Origin of the sequence: Vibrio sp. 3-2(1) (assembly GCF_963887575.1) — a bacterium.
Taxonomy (GTDB): domain Bacteria; phylum Pseudomonadota; class Gammaproteobacteria; order Enterobacterales; family Vibrionaceae; genus Vibrio; species Vibrio anguillarum.
The window spans coordinates 98,150-118,075 of record NZ_CAWPGB010000022.1 but is presented as its reverse complement, the minus strand read 5'-3'; the positions used below and the strand labels follow the sequence as shown (position 1 = coordinate 118,075).

The window sequence follows — 19,926 nt, the reverse complement described above, 5'->3', positions numbered from 1 at the left end:
AAGGATGTACAGTGAAATTACTCTGGCTGCGCCGAGATTTACGATCCGTTGATAATACGGCATTACATGCCGCCATTGATGGTGAAGAACCTGTTGTTGCCGTATTCATTGCAACACCAGCACAGTGGCAAAAACACCATCTTGCTCCGATGCAGGCGGATCTTATTTATCGGCGTTTATTTGAGCTGCAACGTGAACTGCAAGCACTCAATATTGCTCTGTTGTATGAGGAAGTCGATGATTACGCTGATGCTGCGCAGCAGATTACCGCTATGGCTAAGCAGCTTAATGCCAGCGCAGTGTTGGTTAATCGCGAGTATGAAATCAATGAGTTGCAGCGTGATGAGATGGCGAGCCAGTTTTGCCTAGAGCGCCAGATCGAGTGGCGAGCATACGACGATAAGTGCATTATTGCCCCCGGTTCGGTCAAAAATAAGCAAGGTGATTATTTCAAAGTCTTTACGCCTTTTAAACGAGCGTGGTTATCACAAGCGGCTCTTCCTCAAATTTTACCAACGCCTATTTCTACACATTATAAACGCATAAAGGATCTTGAGCCGTTGCTGTGGAGCGAACACCGCTCGTTCAGCTATCCACGCATCAGCAGTGATCATTGGGTGGTCGAGTTCGATGCAATTCGCGCTAAATTACGCCAGTTTTGCCGTGATAAGGTACAGAACTACCACCAGCAGCGTGATTTTCCCGCGTTGGATTCGACCAGCGCACTGTCACCTTATCTCGCAATAGGGGCGCTTTCTGCGCGTCAATGTATGGCGCGCCTATACGCTGAATCGCAACATATTGGGTTGTCTGAAGGGGCGCAAACTTGGCTGAGCGAAATTATTTGGCGTGAATTCTATCAGCATCTGATCGGGTTTCGTCCTGATCTCTGTAAGGGAAAAGATTTTGCACCTTGGGGGAAACACGTATCTTGGTGGGAGAATTCAACGGCCTTTGAACGTTGGCAGCAGGGTCAAACCGGGTTCCCTATTGTCGATGCGGCGATGCGCCAACTGAACAAAACGGGGTGGATGCATAACCGATTAAGGATGGTGGTGGCCAGTTTTCTAACCAAAGATCTGCATATCGATTGGCGACTTGGTGAACAATATTTTATGCAAACATTAGTGGATGGCGATTATGCATCCAACAATGGCGGTTGGCAGTGGTGCGCCTCAACAGGGTGTGATGGGCAACCTTATTTTCGAATTTTTAATCCTACCAGCCAAGGGGAACGTTTTGATCCGAAAGGGGATTTTATTCGTCAGTGGGTACCTGAATTGGCTTCGTTGCCAGATAAGTACATCCACACGCCTTGGAAATTCCCTGCCGTCAATTCCTTGTCATATCCCGCGCCAATGGTTGATCATAAAGTAGAAAGAGAGATAACCTTACAGCTCTATAAAGACGCCAAGGATACCTGATCACCATGCTACGCAAGCTACTCTCTTTGTGTTGCTGCTGGGGTGCGCTCAGTGTGAACGCGTTCGCCGCGACTTATGATTTTCCTGCCGAAGGCAGTAGCATGGTTGGCCGAACTCAATATCACGTGATTGAGCAGGGCGAAACCTTAGCGCAAATTGCAAAACAGTACGATGTTGGGTTTTTATCTTTGATGGCGGCTAACAAAGGAATTGACCCATTTTTGCCGCAGCAAGAGTTTGTGCTAACCATTCCGTCACAAATTATTTTACCGCGCGTGGCTTACGAAGGCATCGTCATCAACTTAGCGGAACTGCGGCTCTATTACTTTGAGCCTGAAAAACGCAAAGTGCATATTTTCCCCGTCGGTATTGGCCGTATTGGTCGTGACACGCCCGAAATGGAAACCACTATCAGCCAAAAACGGCCGAACCCAACTTGGACACCTCCTCAATCGATCCGCACTGAATATAAAGCGAAAGGTATTGAACTGCCTGCGGTGGTGCCTGCTGGGCCAGATAACCCGCTTGGCGAATACGCGCTTCGTCTCGCTTATGGTGCGGGTGATTATTTGATCCACGGTACCAACAAAGATTTTGGTATTGGTATGAGAGTCAGCTCAGGTTGTATCCGTATGGATCCCAAGGATATTGAATGGCTGTTTAAGCAGGTTCAGCGTGGCGAGAAAGTGAAAGTAATTGATGAGCCGATAAAATTAGCCTTAGAGCCAGATCGAAGCGTATTTCTTGAAGCTCATGAACCTTTAACGCGCAGTAACGGCAGTAAAAAAGAGTTGCAGGTACCGCAAGAACTTCGCTGGTGGTTGGATGAATTTAACAAATCAGATGCGAAAGCGAGAGCGGTGATCTTGGCGCAAAATGGTGTGCCTGTCGAAGTTGTGGCTGCAGATTTTTCAACCTCATTGGAGTAATTAAAGAAGTTGATGAGTTCATTAATGGTGAACCATGTAATAGCAGCAATAAAAAAGGCTTGAATTAACAAGCCTTTTAAGCAATTTCAGCTATGGAATATAACGAAATTATTTCGTGTATGACTGAGCAATATTATCGATACGCTCGTTTGCACGAGCCGCTTCTTCTTGCGCAGCGGCAGCGGCATCAGCCGCTTGGCTTACTTTAGACGAAAGTGTCGATTGCTCGCTCTTAAGTGCAGAAATTTGATCACTGAGTTGGCTAACTTGGTTGCTTAGCTGATCCATTTTCGTCATTGCTGCGTCATCAGGGCCTGATGCACAACCAGCAAGTAGAAGTACAGAAGAGGCTGCAGCTGCAATTAACATCTTATTCATTATTGAACTCCTTGTTTGTAAGATTATTATCAATGATGCCCTATTATACTTTTCCTACTTGAAGCTACAGCGGTGCTGTTTACCTGCAACGTCAAGTCGTTTGGGTATACGCTTTTTTGGAAATCATCATATAGTGACGAACTCAATTGTAGACACTATTCTAGCGTTCACCCAGTAGCCGAACGTCAAAATAATCCAAGAATTTCAATTTATGCCCATTTACTCCGCTATGTCTCATCGTTAAGAGACGTATTTTCTATCTTCTTATGCCTTGAAAAAGTGTGCGTGCTGATTATTTTTATGTGATCTCTATCTATCTAAGCGCCTTTCGGGCTATCATATTGCGTTTTCATTTTGACCTCTTGCCCTATTTATTGTGGCAACTTTACAAATTTTTGGAGAATCCTTTGCAGTTTAAAGATTTAGGCTTAGACAATCGCTTATTGAAGACCCTCAAACACTATGACTTCAAACAAGCGACAGAGATCCAACAACAAGCGGTTCCCGTGGCGATTGCAGGTAAAGATTTGTTGGCATCCTCTAAGACTGGTTCGGGTAAAACATTAGCGTTTGTTTTGCCAATGCTGCATAAGTCTCTCAAAACTAAAGCGTTATCAGCAAAAGACCCTAGAGCTCTGATTCTTGCTCCGACACGTGAGTTGGCCAAACAAGTGTACGGTGAGCTGCGTACGATGCTCAGTGGGTTGAGCTACGAAGCAACGCTGATTGTGGGTGGGGAAAACTTTAACGACCAAGTAAAAGCACTGCGCCGTTTCCCCCGTTTTATTGTAGCGACTCCTGGTCGTTTAGCGGATCACTTAGAGCATCGCTCGTTGCGTCTTGATGGTTTAGATACGCTGATCCTTGATGAAGCTGACCGCATGCTGGACCTAGGTTTTGCTCCGGAACTACGCCGTATTCATCATGCAGCGAACCACCGTCGTCGCCAAACACTGATGTTTTCCGCAACGCTTGATCACGGCCAAGTGAATGACTTTGGTACCGAGTTGCTTAAAGATCCAAAACGTATTTCGATTGGTGTTGTCAACGAAGAGCATAAAGACATCACCCAAAAATTCTACCTTTGTGATCATCTTGATCACAAAGAAGCGTTACTCGAACGCGTGCTGCAAGAAGCCGAATATCGACAAGTGATCATTTTTACCGCAACCCGTTCTGATACTGAGCGTTTAACGCTTAAACTCAACGAGCAGAAACTGAAAGCTGTTGCGTTGAGTGGTAACTTAAATCAAAACCAGCGCAACACCATCATGAGCCAGTTTGAGCGCGCCGTATTTAAAATTTTGGTCACGACGGATGTGGCTTCACGCGGCCTTGATATCGCGAACGTGACGCACGTGATTAACTTTGATATGCCCAAACATACGGAAGAGTATGTGCACCGTGTTGGTCGTACAGGCCGCGCGGGTAACAAAGGTGATGCAATCTCGCTGGTTGGCCCAAAAGATTGGGACAGTTTCAAGCGCGTGGAAGCCTTTTTGCAGCAAGATATCGAGTTCTCTCAATTTGATGATCTGAAAGGTAAATTTACCGGACTAAAACCACGCGTTCCGGCCTTTAAGAAAAACGCAGCCGCTAAGACTAAAAGTACTAAGCCCAAGGCGCACACTGCCAATAAGAAGCCCGTTAAACGCGATAAAACCTTTTATCAGAATGTGGCAGTGGGTGATGCGGTATTTGTGCCGAAAAAGAGAGTTGCACCTAAAGTTGACGATGAGTAACCGCGAGCGTCTTGTCAGCGTGACCTTTCGGTCAATCGAATCTGCTGGTGGACTCAATGCCAGTATTTGCTGAGACAACCTCACACTAATTATAAAAACACCGCCAAATTGGCGGTGTTTTTATATACACGCAAACGTTCACCCTTATAAATCCCATAATTTCTCTATTTTATATAAAAATGATAATTGATCTCATTATCGTTTAGTGGCAAGCTGCGCCTCATTATAATAATTGGCTATGTTTTCACTGATCATAATGAAATTACTCAATATCATTGCTTTTGTTGTTGGTTTGTCTTGTTTTCATTCATCTTATGGTGAGTCACTGCAGTGGCTGGAAGATGGCTCGCGTAGACAGCCTAAGGTTCGAGCACACCTTGAAGATCACAATAAAAAAACACAACAGTGGCTCAATCAAGCCACACCACTTTCTAATGCACTAGTCAAAACATGGTCAGAGAGTAAGAGCGTAAAAGCACCGACACCTTGGCTCATCCAGTACCAAAATTACTATCATGATCAAGTGATTAAGGGTGAACGTTTTATTGTTAAAAAGACCGCAGAAGACAGCCCAATTGAGCGATTGGTCAATATCAGTGTAAGACAGCAGCAATCAGATTATTACCAGTTAGCCAATTGGGCGGTGGCAAAAGGGGACCGCTTTATTGCATTAAGCGAAGATTTGACTGGGGAAGAGCACTACACGCTGACGCTGGTGGATCGTGTATCGAAGCAGGAAATCGTGCTTAGCCAATCTGCAACGACTCAAGCGATTTGGTCTGAAAATGGCCAATACCTCTATTTTTTGGCGGCAGAAGAAAGCCGTTCTTCTCGCTTATTGCAGCGCTATGATGTGCTGAGCAAGCAGACAAAAACCCTATGGGAGTGGGCTGATCCGCAGTGGATCGTGTCTCTCTATTTGGCGGCGGATCCGCATTTTGCCCTCGTGCAAGTCAACAACGAAAACAGCAGTGAACAACGTATTTTAGAGACCAACAGCTCTCACTTAAGCCTTCCGCTTCGTGCCGCACAGCCGGGTATTGAATACTACGCAGACGTTGCTAATGGCTGGCTCTACATCAATAGTAACCTCAACGGCAAGTTTGCACTCTACCGTCGATTACTGAGCATGAATGAAAACCCTTGGCAGCTTTTTTATGCGCCAGATGATCATTCCACGCTGGATAATTTTTATTTATATCAAGCTGGCGTTGTGGTTAAAACCAACCAAGCACAGCATTCTCAACTAGCCATTATGGATCAGCATGGAAAGTTGAGAGCATCACAGCCTTTGGCAACAGAAAGTGAAGTCGCTTGGGTCTCTCATAACGGTGATTGGCAAAGCAATAAACTGCGCGTGCGTTCAATGTCGATGGTTTCTGCAGGAGTTTGGCGTGAGTTTGATGTGGCAAGCTTACAATGGAAGCGACTGGGTCAAGACCACTATCCTGCTTATTTACCGGAACAGTATGAGTCACAACAGATTGTGGTGGATGTTGATGGCGTGGCTATTCCTGTCACTTTGGCGTACCGAAAAGACACCTTGAGCGCACAGTCCAGCGTCTTTCTTTATGGCTACGGCGCGTATGGCGTCACTATGCGTCCGTACTTTATGCCACAAGTGATCAGTTTATTGGATCAAGGCGTAATTTATGCGATTGCTCATGTGCGCGGTGGTGGTTATCACGGTGAATCATGGCACCGCGCTGGGTCTGGCATTCTGAAAAAAATAGGCATCTCAGATTTCCTGAACGTCGCCTCTTCATTGCAGCATTTTAATAACGGCCAACGCGCTATTTATGCGATTGGCGGCAGCGCTGGTGGAACCTTAGTTGCGGCCGCGGTTAATCAAAACCCAGCACTTTTTGCTGGAGTGGTGCTGCAAGTGCCTTTTGTGGATGTGCTTAGAAGCATGTCCACAGAAGACTCCTCTTCACTCTCGGTGCAGCAGCGAGAAGAGTGGGGAGATCCTAGCCAGCCATTGCAACGCTCAGCAATTGAAGCTTATGACCCACTACTCAATATACAAGCCAAACCTTATCCGCCAACCCTCGTCCGTGTCGGGTGGTTTGATAGCCGTGTCCCTTATTGGGAAGGCGCGAAATACATAGAAAAAATGTCGATGATGAGTACGGGTAGCGGGCCTTACTTGTTATGGACGGACTTCAATAGCGGGCACAGTAGCGATTCACGTAAGGCACTACAGCAACAGGCCGTGGAATACGCCTTTCTTCTTACCATAGATAAAAACAAAAAAGCGGAGCAGTAAATGAAGCTTTCTCCAATCACCGCAGCGGTGCTTAGCGTGCTTGCGGTAGGGTCAGTGCATGCCGAATTCAGCCTAACCAAGCTTGAAGAAGTGGTGGTGAGTGCCAATAAAGTAGAACAGCCGCTGTCAAAAGTCGCCGGCTCAATATCAGCGATTGACGGTGAAACCATTGAAAAACAAGGCGCGACAGAACTGTATGATGTATTGAGTCATGAACCCGGAATCAGTGTTACGGGTGGCGCTGGTCGGCCACAAAACATCACGATTCGAGGGATGACGGGCAACCGCATTGCGATCATTCAAGATGGCGTCGCCGCATCGGACGGCTATGGTGCCAATGACATTAACGACAAAGTAGGCCGCAATACTTTCGCCTTAGACAACATAAAAAGCATTGAGGTTGTGAAAGGGGCAGGGTCTACCATTCATGGTTCGGGCGCGATCGGCGGCGTTGTGGTTGTCACCACAAAATCGCCGGCGGATTATTTGCAAGGACGTGATTTCTATATTGATGCCTCTGGCTCCTACACAGGGATCAGCAATCAATATAAGAGCAGTAGCACCCTAGCGGTGCGCAATGGAAATGGTGAAAGCTTGGTGACCATTTCATATTGGCAAGGTGAAGAGACACGCAACTTTAACCAAGATCTCTATAACCGAGATATTGAAGGATTCAGTGCATCGTTAGCCCACGATCACATGGTCAATGATTCGCTGTTACTCAGTGCAAAATTTAACGCCTATAAAGATGAAAACATCCGCAAAGAAGGCATTGCTTCCATTCAACGCGATGACAAATGGGAAAGCAAAGAATTTTTTGAACAGGAACAGCACCAAACCTTATCGGCATCATTGGGGGTGCAATTAGATACCCTTTCTTTCTGGGCAGACCATGTGGACGCCAAGCTTTACTGGCGTGATAGTCAAAGTGATACTCAAACCAATCGCTTATTGACCAAAGAACATGCCTTTTTCGACACCCTTGAATTTCGTCGTGAGAGACGCGATGAAAGTTTTTCTGATCAGTTGATAGGGCTATCGGTTGATTTAGAAAAAGCAGCACGAGTCCACAACATCGAACACCAATTTATTTACGGTGCAGTGCTTAATACCAATCGTTATGAACGCCCTCGTCACGTGGATACCAAGGATTCCAATGGGGGAACCTACGAAAATATTATTCCGTTTGCACCAGCGAAGGCCTATGGTTTTGGCGTCTATTTGCAAGATAGATTTAGCCTTAACCAGTGGACATTTAGCGCTGGCTTACGTTTTGATTTGAATAACCTTACTCCTCAGTCAGAGCAACCTATTGCTGGTTTTGCTGTTAGTGAAATTCAAACCAGTGAATGGTCACCGAGCGCATCTGTGGCTTACCAGTGGACGCCATCATTCAACAGTTACCTCAGTTACAACCACGGCTACCGCGCTCCGACCTATGACAAAGCCTACGGTGCGGCAGACCACAGCTTTGTTCCACTGACGCCGTTTTTTATCGCGCCGAACATGAATTTACAGGCTGAAACCAGTGATAGTTTTGAGTTGGGTTCAAAATACGATAATGGCCAATCTCAAGCTTATGTCGCGGTTTTTTACTCTCTCTTTGACAATTTCATGGACACCAAAGATGTGGGATTTGATAGCGATAGAGGCGCTTGGATCAAGCAGTACCAAAATATTAATGGCGTCGAAACGTATGGCGTGGAGTTCACCTTCGCCCATCAACTGAATCAACATTGGTCAACCACGTTCAAAGCGGGTTATGTGGATGGCAAAGATGATCAAGATGAATACGTCCGTACCATCACGCCGTGGGAAGGTAATGGACAACTAAATTACCAGCAGCAAGATTGGGATGCCTACGCACGTTGGAACTGGGCGAGTTCGATGGACCGAGCACCAGCATGCTCTGATGATATAGGCCGTAAAGCGCAATGCGCGCAAACGTCGGCATGGTCTACGGTCGATCTTGGCGTGAGTTATCAAGTGATGCGTGACCTTGATGTGAGCCTCAACATCATGAACCTATTTGACCGTGAATACGTTCGTTACCAAGACGTCGCAGGTGTAAGTCAAAGTCAAACTCTCTATTCCACTGAGCCCGGGCGTTACTTTACCGCTACGGCTAAATACGTGTTTTAGGAGCTAGAGATGAAAAAAATTATCGTTCTGAGCACCTTGCTATGCTTGAGCCATTCCGCCTTTGCGGGGGAGTGGGACTATCCACTGGCGAAAACGACCATTTCAACGAAAGAGTCGGCTGAGCTGTATTTGAGCTCGCTTTATCCTGATGTTGGGACGCTGAAGTTTCGTTATCAAACCGAGAGTTTACTGGGAAATCATTACAACTTTGATGTATGGCAGAACGGCCAATACCAACCGCAAAAAGCGTTAGTGCTCTCGACCGATCAGTCCGGCGTAGTGACGCGCGTGTTCAAAAGTTTGTACAACACAGTCGAGCGAGATGGCGTTGCATTGGTAGCGGCAGAGCTCGAATCGCCCCGCCGATTGGTGGCGAATGAACCGCCTGCGCTCTCATCGGGAGATGTGCAGAGCATCAATGTGCAACTTTTTGACCCCGATTTAAGAACCATGGATCAATTGCCTGCGCCAGATTCGGCGTGGAATGACCTTGCTGATTACCCAAACCAGCCGCACTACCAAAGTGTGAATGTCGAGATGTTGCAAAGTGCAGGTAAATATTACTTAGCCAATGAACGAGTACGGCAAGTTGATGCTACCGCCATACAGCAACAAGATGATGCCAAGCAGTGGGTTGATAGCGGTGTTGGCTTACTTAGCGCTGAAGACGTGGCGCAATGGAACTCAGATGCTGAAATTCTCTCCATGGAAATGCTGGATGATCGCTTTGTACAGTTGATGGCTTTTTACCATCTTGATCAATCGATTGATTATACCAAACAGCTCGGTTTTTCCCTGTTTAGTGAACCCGTGAGGTTTGATGCGAGAGGTTTATCTAGCAACAACTCTTCTTATTATGTTGGCCCGAAAGCGGTGTTGTTTGGTGTTGGGGGCTCGCCCGATGCATTAGATGCCGACGTGGTTACCCATGAGCTTGGTCATGGAATTCATTATCAAATCGTTCCCGATTGGGCTTATGGACATTCGGGCGCGATTGGTGAAGGCTTTGGTGACTATTGGGCGGGTTCGCACAGTTTTCGCCGCCAATATGCACAAGGAAAAGCGTTCGAAATTGACACCGTGTTTAATTGGGATGGCTATTTTGGTACTCGTATTTCGACACGCAGTTTGTGGAATCAGCGGGCAAAATATTTTGCATCCGCAGAGTATCGAGCGCATGAAAGTGTTGCAGGTGAGTTGGGTGACGAATTGTGGTCTACCCCTTTATTTCAAGCGCTGAAACAGGCCGTGAATGAGTACGGTCAAGAAGCGTTTTCTGAATTTGACCGTATTGTTCTTGAATCAATGTACGGCTTAGGTCGTGGTCTAAAAATGCATGATTTGAGTGAAAGCATGCTGTATACCGCCAAACAGCTGTACCCGCATCGCGCTTATGATGCGATGCTATTACAGCAATTTAAGCAACATAACTTAGTCCAAGAACCCTTCAAATTCCTGTTGGAACGTCGATTTGTGATGCCAACGGATCCGCTGAACGTGCACATTCAGGCCACGGATCGCCAAGCAAGTTTACAAACGGTAGCCACTTTGCAAGGTGAAACCGTTACTTTCGCTAGCGAAAAATTCCAGCAGCAGCAATGGAGCATCGCGCTGCCAACCACCTACACCTGCGGAGTCAAACAGACTCTACAACTTGAATCGAGTTATCAATATCAACCGTACCTTGCGATGCAATCTGACAAGCAAACTTTATCGTTTATCGTGGGTAAGCCACAGCTTGCAACGCCGCCAGTGGCCATAAATTCAGTATTGAAAGACGCCAGTATTGACGGTGCAGACACGGTTACGTCCGGATTTAAGAGCTATGGCTTGACGATCGATGTTGGCAACGCATTGATTGATGAAGATTTTGTGGTTCGCCTGCAGTTATCGCACCCAGAGCTACAAGAGCTGCGCGTTACCTTAATTTCACCCGCAGGGACACGCGTCGAATTACTCAACCAAGCACCATCGGCCATCAATGGTTTTGATGACTATTGGGTGCTGGCACATGATGCCATATTGGGCTCTTTACAAGGCGAAGCCCTAAGCGGCTACTGGCGTTTGGAAGTGGTTGACTACAACCCGGGAAATTTCGGCACCTTGATTGAATGGGGGGTAGGCCGCCTAGCGGGCTATCAATGCCCTCAACCTGTGACCAACGCACTTTCACCTGAAACAGGTGGCGGTTCGACTTCACTGCTCTTATTACTTCCTCTCGCGGCATTCGCCATAAGACGACGTAATTTGTTGGCTATTTTTTCACTTAAACTGAAGAACACATAACTATGCACTTAAGACTTTCAACACTTTCGCTGGCACTTTTACTGGCTGGTTGTGGTGGCGGTGGAAGTGGAGATGTAGCCAATACATCTTTACCCAGCCATAAAATTAGCGGGCAAATTCAAGCGCAAAACGTCGCACTTGATGCCACTGTCTGCATTGATTCTAACCAAAACTTTGCCTGTGATGTGGGCGAAATCAGCACGCAAGCCGATAGCCAAGGGCGCTACACCCTCACGAGTGACAGCACTCAAATCTACCGTTTTCCTATTGTGGCTGACGTTTCTACTGGCATTAGTGTCATGACGAGAAGTCGCCAAACCAGCCAATCATCGATCCTGATTGCGCCGGCGCTGGGCAAAAGCAGTGGCAACATCCTCAACGGTGTGAGTTCTATTTTTGCCGGCATTATGCTGGATGGAAATACGGAGAAAGAAGCGAATCGCTTGCTTGCCGAGCAGCTTTTGCAATTAGGCGTTGAAGTGAATGGTGATATTTCACAAAACTTTAGCCACACAGCATTGGCAATATTGGATGCCAATGCTGTCGTGTTGCTCCAAAAAGCGAAAGCAAGTGAACGAATTGATTTGCTGGCAACGCTTGGGCAAACCATGGCAAAAAATACACCACTGATTGCCTCTGAGATCGTTTCTGGCGAAAAGATGACCGAATATGCTAATACATTGATGGCGCAAGTATCGGAAGAGCGACCTCTGCAAGACACGGGCATTATTCAGTTCTATTCCGATCAAGGTGCACAAGCGCGGGCTGATGCTGATTATCCCGGTCAAGATGCTGAATATGGCCTAGATATTACCGCCAAAAATGGCGTGACGGGTAAGAGCTTTGCGTTCATCAAATTAGATGCGGCTGGCAATGAACTTGAGGCAGAAGCGAGCGATTGGTCATGCGTTAAAGATGTTTACAGTGGACTTATTTGGGAAGTGAAGTCAGAAGATGCCGCGTCTTTGAACTATAAAGAACGGTTGTTTGCATTAGAAATTGCCGACAAGTTTATCCCTTTTGCAAAAGATGTGACGGCTGCTTCCTGTCAGGTGGCAGGTGATACTATTTGCACTACGCAAGATTACATCAATCGTATCAATCAAGATAAATTGTGTGGGTTACAAACGTGGCGTTTACCGACCAACAGCGAGCAATACATGATGCTCGATTTAGGCGAATTGGGTGACGATGCGGTTGGTTTCAACCGGGACTATTTCCCGCATCAGCCGCAGAACACCGAATTTTTTGATGGGCATACGTGGACTTCTGGCATTGCTTATCTCAATACCTCTCAATTTCAAAGCGATGGTTCGATGCAATATCTTTACACGGCGCTGTCTGGTGCAACCAAAGGGGAACGTAGCCCAATTGAACTCTACTCCAGCAGTACGGCGGCGGACAATGACCCGTCTTATGTCTCGCCGATTCGAGTTGTTGCAACCAAGGAGAACAACCAATGAAATCTCATTTAATCGCGGCTTCTTGCTTGATCTTTTCTGCTGTCGGCGTCGCCCAAGAGTGTTCTCCTGATATGACGAAAAGCGCACCCAACACGCGCTATGTCTACAGCGAGCAGGGGACGATCAAAGATAAGCTCACTGGCTTAACGTGGATGCGTTGCCAAGTTGGTAAAACATGGAACGCCGCTACGGAGCAGTGTGATGGCGAAGCGACCGGGTTTCGTTGGCAAAGTGCTTTGCAAGAAGTGGCGGCAATCAACCATCCTCAAAGCCGACACGCATTGCACCAATTTGCCAGCCAAGCCGAATGGCGATTGCCGAATATTAAAGAGTTAGTGTCATTGACTGAAATGGCGTGTTTTGGCCCAGCGATGAATAGCAGAGCATTTGCCCAAGGCTTTAAGTATGAGACAGGCAATATCTTGTCGTATTTATGGAGCCAATCACCCCATCTAGCGAGTGGTCAGGTGTGGTCTTTTGATTCCGTCAATGGCGAAATTTACCACTACGCACCGAATTTTGAATTTGGTGTTTTGCTGGTGGCTGAAGAATAAGTGTTATGAAATGACGCCACTTACGCTGTCAGGGAAACGATCAGTCATGTCATGTTGACATGACTGATTCTCTAACCAGAGTGTTCAAAAAATTAGCTGGTTTTATCATGGGTGATCAATCTGTCGACATGGATAGATGTCATGAGTGATCAAAACCCAAGAAGTACCATTGTCATCATTGATGACATTTCTGCTGGTCATTGAGCAACGAAGTGATTGGTGTTCCATGATCGGGTAGTTGCGCGCCGAAGAAAGCACAGACCGTCGCACCGACATCAGACAGTGTTGTGCGCAGCCCAATAGATATAGCTTGTTTACCCTTTTGATAACACAGTAGTGGTACTTGTTCACGGGTATGTTTAGTGTGACCGATGAATGGGTCGTTACCGTGATCGGCCATGACGATTAATACGTCCTTTTCATTCATGTTCGTAATAACGTCTTTTAAGCCTTCGTCGGCTTTCTCCAAAACGGTCCAGTATTGTTTAGGATCTTGTTGGTGACCTGCAAGATCGGTTTCTTGAATGTTGGCGCAGAAAAACCCCTCCTTTTCGATACACAAATCACGAATAAGAAAACGAAATATTTGGTTTGTATCAACGAGCGAGGTGTACGAACAACCATGCGGATTTTGTACGATATCGGCCACTTTACCATAAAGCCAAGTTTGGATATTACGCTGATGTAAGTACCAAGGAACTTGGGTTTTTGCATCCACGCCATAGCCTAAGTGTGCCACCTGAAATCCCTCACTGTATACCCCGCTACTGGGTGCATTAATGCCGATATACTTTTGCCCATTAGTCGGGTTTTGTTTCACTTCAACAGCACTTAAGATTTGATCCATAGTGATACCGCACCCAGAGCCGCCAAATGCAATATTGCGACTCACGGAGTTGGCTTTACGCACCACGGCGGCTATTGCCAGCAAGGATTCAAATGTCACTCGGTTAAAGTTACAAGTTAAGTTATAAACTTGCCCCAAATCCGCTTCAAGATTGTCACCAATCACCACCCCTTCATTGACGATCAACAGTGATACTTGTTGTATTGTGTGGCGATTGACGCGATAGCCTTGTGCGAGCAAAGCCGATTCAATATCGGGCAATGCTACTTGAAATGGTTGGATAAGAGGGGCAGTTGGACGAGTGCCCATAATTTCTTGGTGCCCCATAAAGGTGTCGCCCCCCTCGTGAGCTAAGTTTGCACGCCCGGTATTTGCCTGCGGGTTTATCTCCATGACGGATTGTGGGCTGGCAATAATATTTTGCAATCCCAATCTTTCTAAGGTAGGCAAGCGTTTCAACGCAAAATGAGCAAGTAACTTACCCGCGGTATTCGCACCACAGTCTTGTGGCCTAACCAGCGGTACATCCGCCATTTCACCGACACCAAAGCCATCAAGTACAACAACGATAAATTTTGCCATATTAAACCTCATTACCTAAAGAATCATATAGGCCGATTAACTTGGGATTAGGCGTGGAAACGCCCTGCACTAATGCCACATCACTACGGGTTACAAAAACTTGTGTTCGATACGCCATCACAACCGGAGAACCGATAGGATGAAGACCGGGGATGCGTAAGTGGTAGTCGATGCTGTCCGTATCATCATTGAATACAGAGACCCGTTCACAGCTGTCACCGCTATAAACTCGAGCGTTTTCCAACTGCCCGCGCCGATAGTACCCTCCGCCGAAGCAATAACTGTCGTTAGCGAACTGGTGGGAGATCTCGCTTAAATAAAGTAATGCGATTGATTCTGCTTGGGGCTGCGTAGCATTAGCGGGTGTGGTGCCAGTGAATGCATGACCGGGTTCTCCATGGGTGCAGCCATATTGAGCCAGCAATGGTAGGGTCTCTATACTGGTGGAAGAGGGCGCATTGACTTGTTCACATTCGATGCCTAAATTGGCTAAAGCTTGCTTAGCATCAATAAGCGTTGTGAGGTTCGGTGTTGGCTCTGTTTTCCCTAATGTTTCATCGTATAAAAAACAAGGAAAATGTGTCACACCTGCGATGTAAACTCCGGGCATGTTTTGAATCGCGCGCACGACGTCGGCAGCTTGCTCCAACGGAAATCCCGCTTCTTGATTGACGTACAGCTTGTCGCGACTGTGGAAAAACTTTAATAACAAACCTTGTTGCCGCTTGGAGGCTATGGCCGCATCCGATATTTGTTGCGCTTTTTCAAGGCTATAAATGGTCATTACTTGTGGTTTGATCTGAGCAACCAAAGACCGAATCATATTGCTAGGTGGTTGAACTAAGTGCCCAACGTTAGCAATGGGTAAACCGTGTGCCGCCATCATTCTGGCCTCTTTATAATCGACACACACAATCCCTTCATAGCCACATTGCTCTATTAACAAGCGGGCGATTAATGGGTTGCGGCCAAACTGTTTAGTCATGGCGTAAAGGCATATGCCCAACCTGTCAGCGACCTCCTTCATGCGTTGAGCATTATTGAGCAATTGGTCGACATCGATAACGGTGGTGTCTGGTTGTAACTTACCTTGCTTAAAGAGTGTCAGTGCCGCCGTGATTAAATCTGGATTTTGTTTTTCTAAAGCGTCTAAAAACATATTCTCCCCTTTTTAGGCATGAGCTGATCCTGCACATTATTTGGTAATGCGCATGCTTAATAACAAAATAAACGTAAAGAGTAAGTGTGCTATATAACGCTGAAGAACAGCCCGCCTAAATACAGTATCAAAATAAATTAAGGTTAGTTAAGCGTCTCATTACAAAGCAAATAACCCAATAACGTAAAGAATATTTAAAATAACCCCAGTGAGAATAGCGGCAACCGCTGGCGCTGCAATTTTAAGGACTGGTCGTCCCATGACTTCGTTTAAGAAAAATAACATCGCAAAAATAGTAAAACCTGTAGTTGAGCCCATTTTCATCACCGCCAATACGCCACCAATTAATAATGCAAACTCCATTAATGTATTCATTGAATTACGTATATTGTCTGATGCATTTCGAATCGATGGGAATTGTTCCAAGAAACGACCAATGCCACGAAGTAAGAAAATTTCGATACAAATGGTTATGGCTCCAAGGACGGCCGCGACGGGCATATTAGGAGCTAAATAACCGACGACGAATACAAATGTCATCCCAACCACGCCGTAAACGCCAGTCGCCAGTGCCGTAGTGGCAATCAGCGGAATAAAGCCGAGGCCACGCATGAATTCCGATAATGCCACTTGTTTCATTGCGGTATCGTGAGCCGCTGGGTCGGTGATTTTATAAGCTTCAGCGAGTGAATAAATAGAAACTTCAGATCCCGCGAAAATACCACCATTTGAAACCGCAGCAATTAATGCCCCTGTGACTGCAAGAAATGGCAGGTTTTTTACGATACGTTTAGTCCGCTCTTCAAATAGGCCATGTAAACCAGACATATCTGGTGCTTCAATGCCTTTTTTACGATCGGATATATCTTTTTGAATTGCGAAAAATACCAGCATTAACATGCCGATAAAAATCTGGATTGATTCTGGATAAATCCCCGTAAACTTCATCACCATTAATCGAGAAAATAGGATGACGACTGCCGTAATTGCCCCGGCTTTCCAGCCGAATTGATAAAATATCGCAAGCAATGGGAACAGGGCAAAAGCCGACATGACGGGAGTACCCAGCTCACCGAGTGCGCCCAATGCATCGACGGGAAGGCCCGTTAAGACGGCATTAACACCAGCAAGCGAAGTGACAACCAACACACCCCATAAACCACCCGCCGCGGCAGCCAGCCAACGGCTACCAATCATTACGCCTAAAATGTCTGTTGGTAAGAAAAGCAGCCAAGGGTTGAGTAGGCCCGTTGATAAAGTGAATGAAATCCCCACTGATGCCACAAAGCCAATCGATAGGCCAAAAGCGACGGATCCCGCTTCTCGGCGAGTCATATTGCCTTCAACCAATTGGGGCAGAATAGGCCGGATCCCATCATGAAAAACCGCCGCGCTCATGTTGGCGATTAAAGCTGTCATTGCACATAAGGTTGCAACGAGTCCAATATGCATAATATCCATAGGTTGCCTTTACTTTTTAGCGAGTAAGTTTGCGAGCATGGGTATAGCATGCTCGATGTGTTCAATGGAGAGTCCAAATGCAACGCATCCACGTTCAATAAACTGGGCCACTTCAGTTTCCTTGGCCTTAATCGCAGGTTTAGCGATAGTGCAGCTTTGACCAAAACCGATAATAGCAATGGCCATGGCTAATGCGCCTCCGGCGCCGGTATTACAGCAACCAATGAAATAGTCCATTTCCCCCGCTTTCACTTTCAGTGCGGCTTCCATGTCGCTCAGAATATGGCATTCAAATATGCCCGGTTCAGAGAGTTCAATCTGTGCTCGGATTTGCTCTCGTTGCAAACCCGCGATGGCGATTTTTTTCATGTTTTGTCCTTTTTATTTTAATGAGCACAAGTGCTCTTTATCCAAATAAGCGTGCAGGGTTAGTTTGTAACATTGTGCTTATTTGCAGATCACTGATCCCATGCTGCTTGAGCAAAGGAACAAATTCATCGATTAGATAGCTAAACCCAAGGCCACCATTTGCCTTTAGATGGGAGCGACGTGTAATGTCCATCGACAACATGATTTGGCCAACATAACCCCGTTCACATAAGGTTTTTAGTGATTGAGCACGACGCGTATCGGGGTAATAGCTGTTTTTACCAATGGTATCGAATTGGATATAGCAACCTTGATCGAGCATCCACTGGATATCGTCCAAGTTATCGCGTAGATCGCAGTGGCCGACAGTGAGGTTTTCCATTTCAACACCGCAACTTTTCAGCAGATCAATCTGCACTTTGCCCATCGTACTCATCGACTGATGAGTTGAAATCGGTCGACCTGTTTCTAAATGAGCAATCGCCGCCGCTCTAAAGACTTTCTGCTCGGTATCACTAAAGCCATTTTCACTGCTACCGATCTCGCCAATCACACTCGCCTTGAGGGATGAATCCTCGATACCCACTTCAATTTCCTTAATCATCTGTTTTGCCATTTGCTGGGTATCCATGGTGTAGAGAAAATCGGGGAAGAAACCTTCGATATAAAATCCAGTGGCCAGCAACACATTCATTCCAGTGTCGTCGATTAAATTTTCAATAAAATGAGGATTTCTACCCATAAAAGCATTAGTGACTTCGATGATATTTCTCACCCCACGAATTCGCAGCTCTTTCATCTCATCACACAACAACTCATATTGATCCAGACGGCAATCAAGGTTGCCTTTTTGTGGGGATAAATCGATATGTAAATGTTCATGGCAGTAGGTGTAACCAGTGCTGTCAATCATCGTTCACTCCTGAGTTTCATCGTGTTGCGCCGCGAGATAAAGAGCATAAATATTTGCGATGAGAAAACTTTCCTCGGTGGCAGGGACGGTACTTAAACTCATCGCATTGAGTGTTTTTTGATGAATATCGATGACCGATTGAATCCCCGGATCGTCATAGATTTCATCGAGTAGTTCGCTATCAAGCCCTTCAGCTACGGCTTCACCTTGCCAAATTCGATCCGCAGCACGCGATAAATGGGTGAGGGCCATTTGGTATTGCTCATTGTCATGAGGCAAACCCAGTTGACGGTCCATCATGGCGATAACTTGTAAACATCCATCATAAGCACGCTGGCTAATCACATTAGCATGCAGTAAAAGTGCAAGGCGCTGTTCCATATCTGTCCTTTTGCGATTATTTGTAATAAGCATTATGTGTGGTTAAACAGGGTCAATAGCTGGGAGTAATTTCCCCATTGACGACGGCTCGTTGATGCTTAATTAGTTGATCCATCCGGATCAGTTTTCTGAGCAAGGTCGTTATGTGAGTAGAAGCTCCATTCGCCAAGATCACCGCTTCGGATGCATCCCGACAAGCAGGAAGATCACTGAGTGATTTCTCATCTAAACCATATTTCTCCATCTCAATCGCTTCAGGTAACCAAACCACGGCATCAATATCGCCATTCGTTAAGTGGATGAGACTTTCGCCATAATGGATTTCTACAATTTCAATGTTTTTATCCTTAAACGATTGGTGAGTAAGAATTTTTTGGTCAGGAGAGTCTGGGTCAACACCAACTCGGCGTATCTGGTCATAGCCTCCTTTTTTAAAAATGAGACGGTGTTCATGCGAGTAAGAGTGGACCCCTAAAGTCATGGCCGTTACTAGCCCATTGGCTAGCTCTTTTGCTGCCAATTTCGACATAATGGCAATATCATAAGTACCATTTCTGAGGCATTCTGCGCGTACGCTTGCCCCGCGCATATGTGCAAAGTAGAGCGGCAAATCTCCAATTTGAGCTTTCAACCCACTTGCTAACCCTTCGTAATGACGGGTATAAGGCAGCGGCATCGCACATACGACATTGTTTATCCCAGCACAAGCCACTAGTTCACGGTAATTCAATTGAGTAATAAAGGTGCCGTTGCGCCCTTGTTTTGAAAGTATCACTGCATTGCGATGCTCTATGGTTGTTAAGGCTTTCTGAATAAATCCTACTGATACGCAAAATTCCTCAGAGAGTGAATCAATCGTTCTAAGACGGTCACCTTCTGTCGTTGTCATCAAGTATTGGGCGATGTTCATGATCGCCGTACCTTCTTTATTGATGTATTGAGTTGGCATAATTTTTATCTTCAATATTTTGAAGATAAACTATCAGCCGAGGAGTAAAACAAAAAGGAGTGGGTGGGAGAAATGTGA

The 19,926-nt window shown here is 46.1% G+C and carries 16 protein-coding genes; 8 read left to right on the top strand and 8 right to left on the bottom strand.

Going from position 1 to position 19,926, the window contains the following annotated elements; translation table 11 throughout:
* Nucleotides 1-11 precede the first annotated feature (11 nt).
* Nucleotides 12-1,424, top strand: coding sequence for a deoxyribodipyrimidine photo-lyase (gene phrB, locus AACQ79_RS08755; RefSeq protein ID WP_094131792.1), 1,413 nt, complete (start codon nucleotides 12-14; stop codon nucleotides 1,422-1,424).
* A 5-nt stretch (nucleotides 1,425-1,429) separates the two neighbouring features.
* The gene (locus AACQ79_RS08750) at nucleotides 1,430-2,353 is read left to right on the top strand and encodes a L,D-transpeptidase family protein (protein ID WP_013868372.1); all 924 of its coding nucleotides are present in this window, start codon (nucleotides 1,430-1,432) and stop codon (nucleotides 2,351-2,353) included.
* 108 nt (nucleotides 2,354-2,461) lie between these two features.
* Here the strand turns inward: AACQ79_RS08750 and AACQ79_RS08745 are convergent, their stop codons facing one another.
* Nucleotides 2,462-2,731: an Lpp/OprI family alanine-zipper lipoprotein gene (locus tag AACQ79_RS08745; RefSeq protein ID WP_026027153.1), complete on the bottom strand. Its 270-nt coding sequence runs from the start codon at nucleotides 2,729-2,731 to the stop codon at nucleotides 2,462-2,464.
* Between the two features lie 395 nt (nucleotides 2,732-3,126).
* On the opposite strand from AACQ79_RS08745, the gene AACQ79_RS08740 reads away from it, so the two are divergent.
* The 6 genes from AACQ79_RS08740 to AACQ79_RS08715 all read left to right on the top strand — a co-directional run bounded on the left by AACQ79_RS08740 (nucleotide 3,127) and on the right by AACQ79_RS08715 (nucleotide 13,187).
* Nucleotides 3,127-4,473, top strand: coding sequence for a DEAD/DEAH box helicase (locus AACQ79_RS08740; RefSeq protein ID WP_026027154.1), 1,347 nt, complete (start codon nucleotides 3,127-3,129; stop codon nucleotides 4,471-4,473).
* Nucleotides 4,474-4,729: 256 nt separating this feature from the next.
* Nucleotides 4,730-6,742 (top strand): prolyl oligopeptidase family serine peptidase, encoded by a 2,013-nt coding sequence (locus tag AACQ79_RS08735; protein WP_170898950.1) that lies wholly within the window; start codon nucleotides 4,730-4,732, stop codon nucleotides 6,740-6,742.
* Nucleotides 6,743-8,884 (top strand): TonB-dependent hemoglobin/transferrin/lactoferrin family receptor, encoded by a 2,142-nt coding sequence (locus tag AACQ79_RS08730; protein WP_129532894.1) that lies wholly within the window; start codon nucleotides 6,743-6,745, stop codon nucleotides 8,882-8,884. It abuts the gene before it with no gap.
* A gap of 9 nt (nucleotides 8,885-8,893) precedes the next feature.
* A complete protein-coding gene (locus tag AACQ79_RS08725; RefSeq protein WP_170898949.1) occupies nucleotides 8,894-11,170 on the top strand; it encodes a proprotein convertase P-domain-containing protein in 2,277 nt (758 codons plus the stop codon).
* A 2-nt stretch (nucleotides 11,171-11,172) separates the two neighbouring features.
* Nucleotides 11,173-12,633, top strand: coding sequence for an Lcl domain-containing protein (locus AACQ79_RS08720; RefSeq protein WP_094123391.1), 1,461 nt, complete (start codon nucleotides 11,173-11,175; stop codon nucleotides 12,631-12,633).
* Complete coding sequence (locus AACQ79_RS08715; protein WP_017042172.1) at nucleotides 12,630-13,187, top strand: Lcl C-terminal domain-containing protein; 558 nt, start codon at nucleotides 12,630-12,632, stop codon at nucleotides 13,185-13,187. Before AACQ79_RS08720 ends, AACQ79_RS08715 begins: the two co-directional genes overlap by 4 nt.
* Before the next feature lie 175 nt (nucleotides 13,188-13,362).
* Here AACQ79_RS08715 and AACQ79_RS08710 read toward each other — a convergent pair whose 3' ends face one another.
* The 7 genes from AACQ79_RS08710 to yhfZ all read right to left on the bottom strand — a co-directional run bounded on the left by AACQ79_RS08710 (nucleotide 13,363) and on the right by yhfZ (nucleotide 19,848).
* Nucleotides 13,363-14,616: a phosphopentomutase gene (locus tag AACQ79_RS08710; RefSeq protein WP_170889666.1), complete on the bottom strand. Its 1,254-nt coding sequence runs from the start codon at nucleotides 14,614-14,616 to the stop codon at nucleotides 13,363-13,365.
* Nucleotide 14,617: 1 nt separating this feature from the next.
* On the bottom strand, nucleotides 14,618-15,775 hold the full coding sequence (locus AACQ79_RS08705; RefSeq protein ID WP_094123393.1) for a YhfX family PLP-dependent enzyme: 1,158 nt from the start codon (nucleotides 15,773-15,775) through the stop codon (nucleotides 14,618-14,620).
* Nucleotides 15,776-15,934: 159 nt separating this feature from the next.
* Nucleotides 15,935-17,236 carry a YhfT family protein gene (locus AACQ79_RS08700; protein WP_094123394.1) on the bottom strand — a complete coding sequence of 434 codons (1,302 nt, stop codon included), beginning with the start codon at nucleotides 17,234-17,236 and terminating at the stop codon, nucleotides 15,935-15,937.
* Nucleotides 17,237-17,245: 9 nt separating this feature from the next.
* Nucleotides 17,246-17,605: a DUF2620 domain-containing protein gene (locus AACQ79_RS08695; protein ID WP_013868383.1), complete on the bottom strand. Its 360-nt coding sequence runs from the start codon at nucleotides 17,603-17,605 to the stop codon at nucleotides 17,246-17,248.
* A 37-nt stretch (nucleotides 17,606-17,642) separates the two neighbouring features.
* Nucleotides 17,643-18,518, bottom strand: a complete 876-nt coding sequence (locus AACQ79_RS08690) for a phosphotriesterase-related protein (RefSeq protein ID WP_094123395.1) — start codon at nucleotides 18,516-18,518, stop codon at nucleotides 17,643-17,645.
* Nucleotides 18,519-18,521: 3 nt separating this feature from the next.
* Nucleotides 18,522-18,899, bottom strand: coding sequence for a hypothetical protein (locus tag AACQ79_RS08685; RefSeq protein ID WP_228209306.1), 378 nt, complete (start codon nucleotides 18,897-18,899; stop codon nucleotides 18,522-18,524).
* 52 nt (nucleotides 18,900-18,951) lie between these two features.
* Complete coding sequence (yhfZ, locus tag AACQ79_RS08680; RefSeq protein ID WP_026028897.1) at nucleotides 18,952-19,848, bottom strand: GntR family transcriptional regulator YhfZ; 897 nt, start codon at nucleotides 19,846-19,848, stop codon at nucleotides 18,952-18,954.
* Between the last annotated feature and the right edge of the window lie 78 nt (nucleotides 19,849-19,926).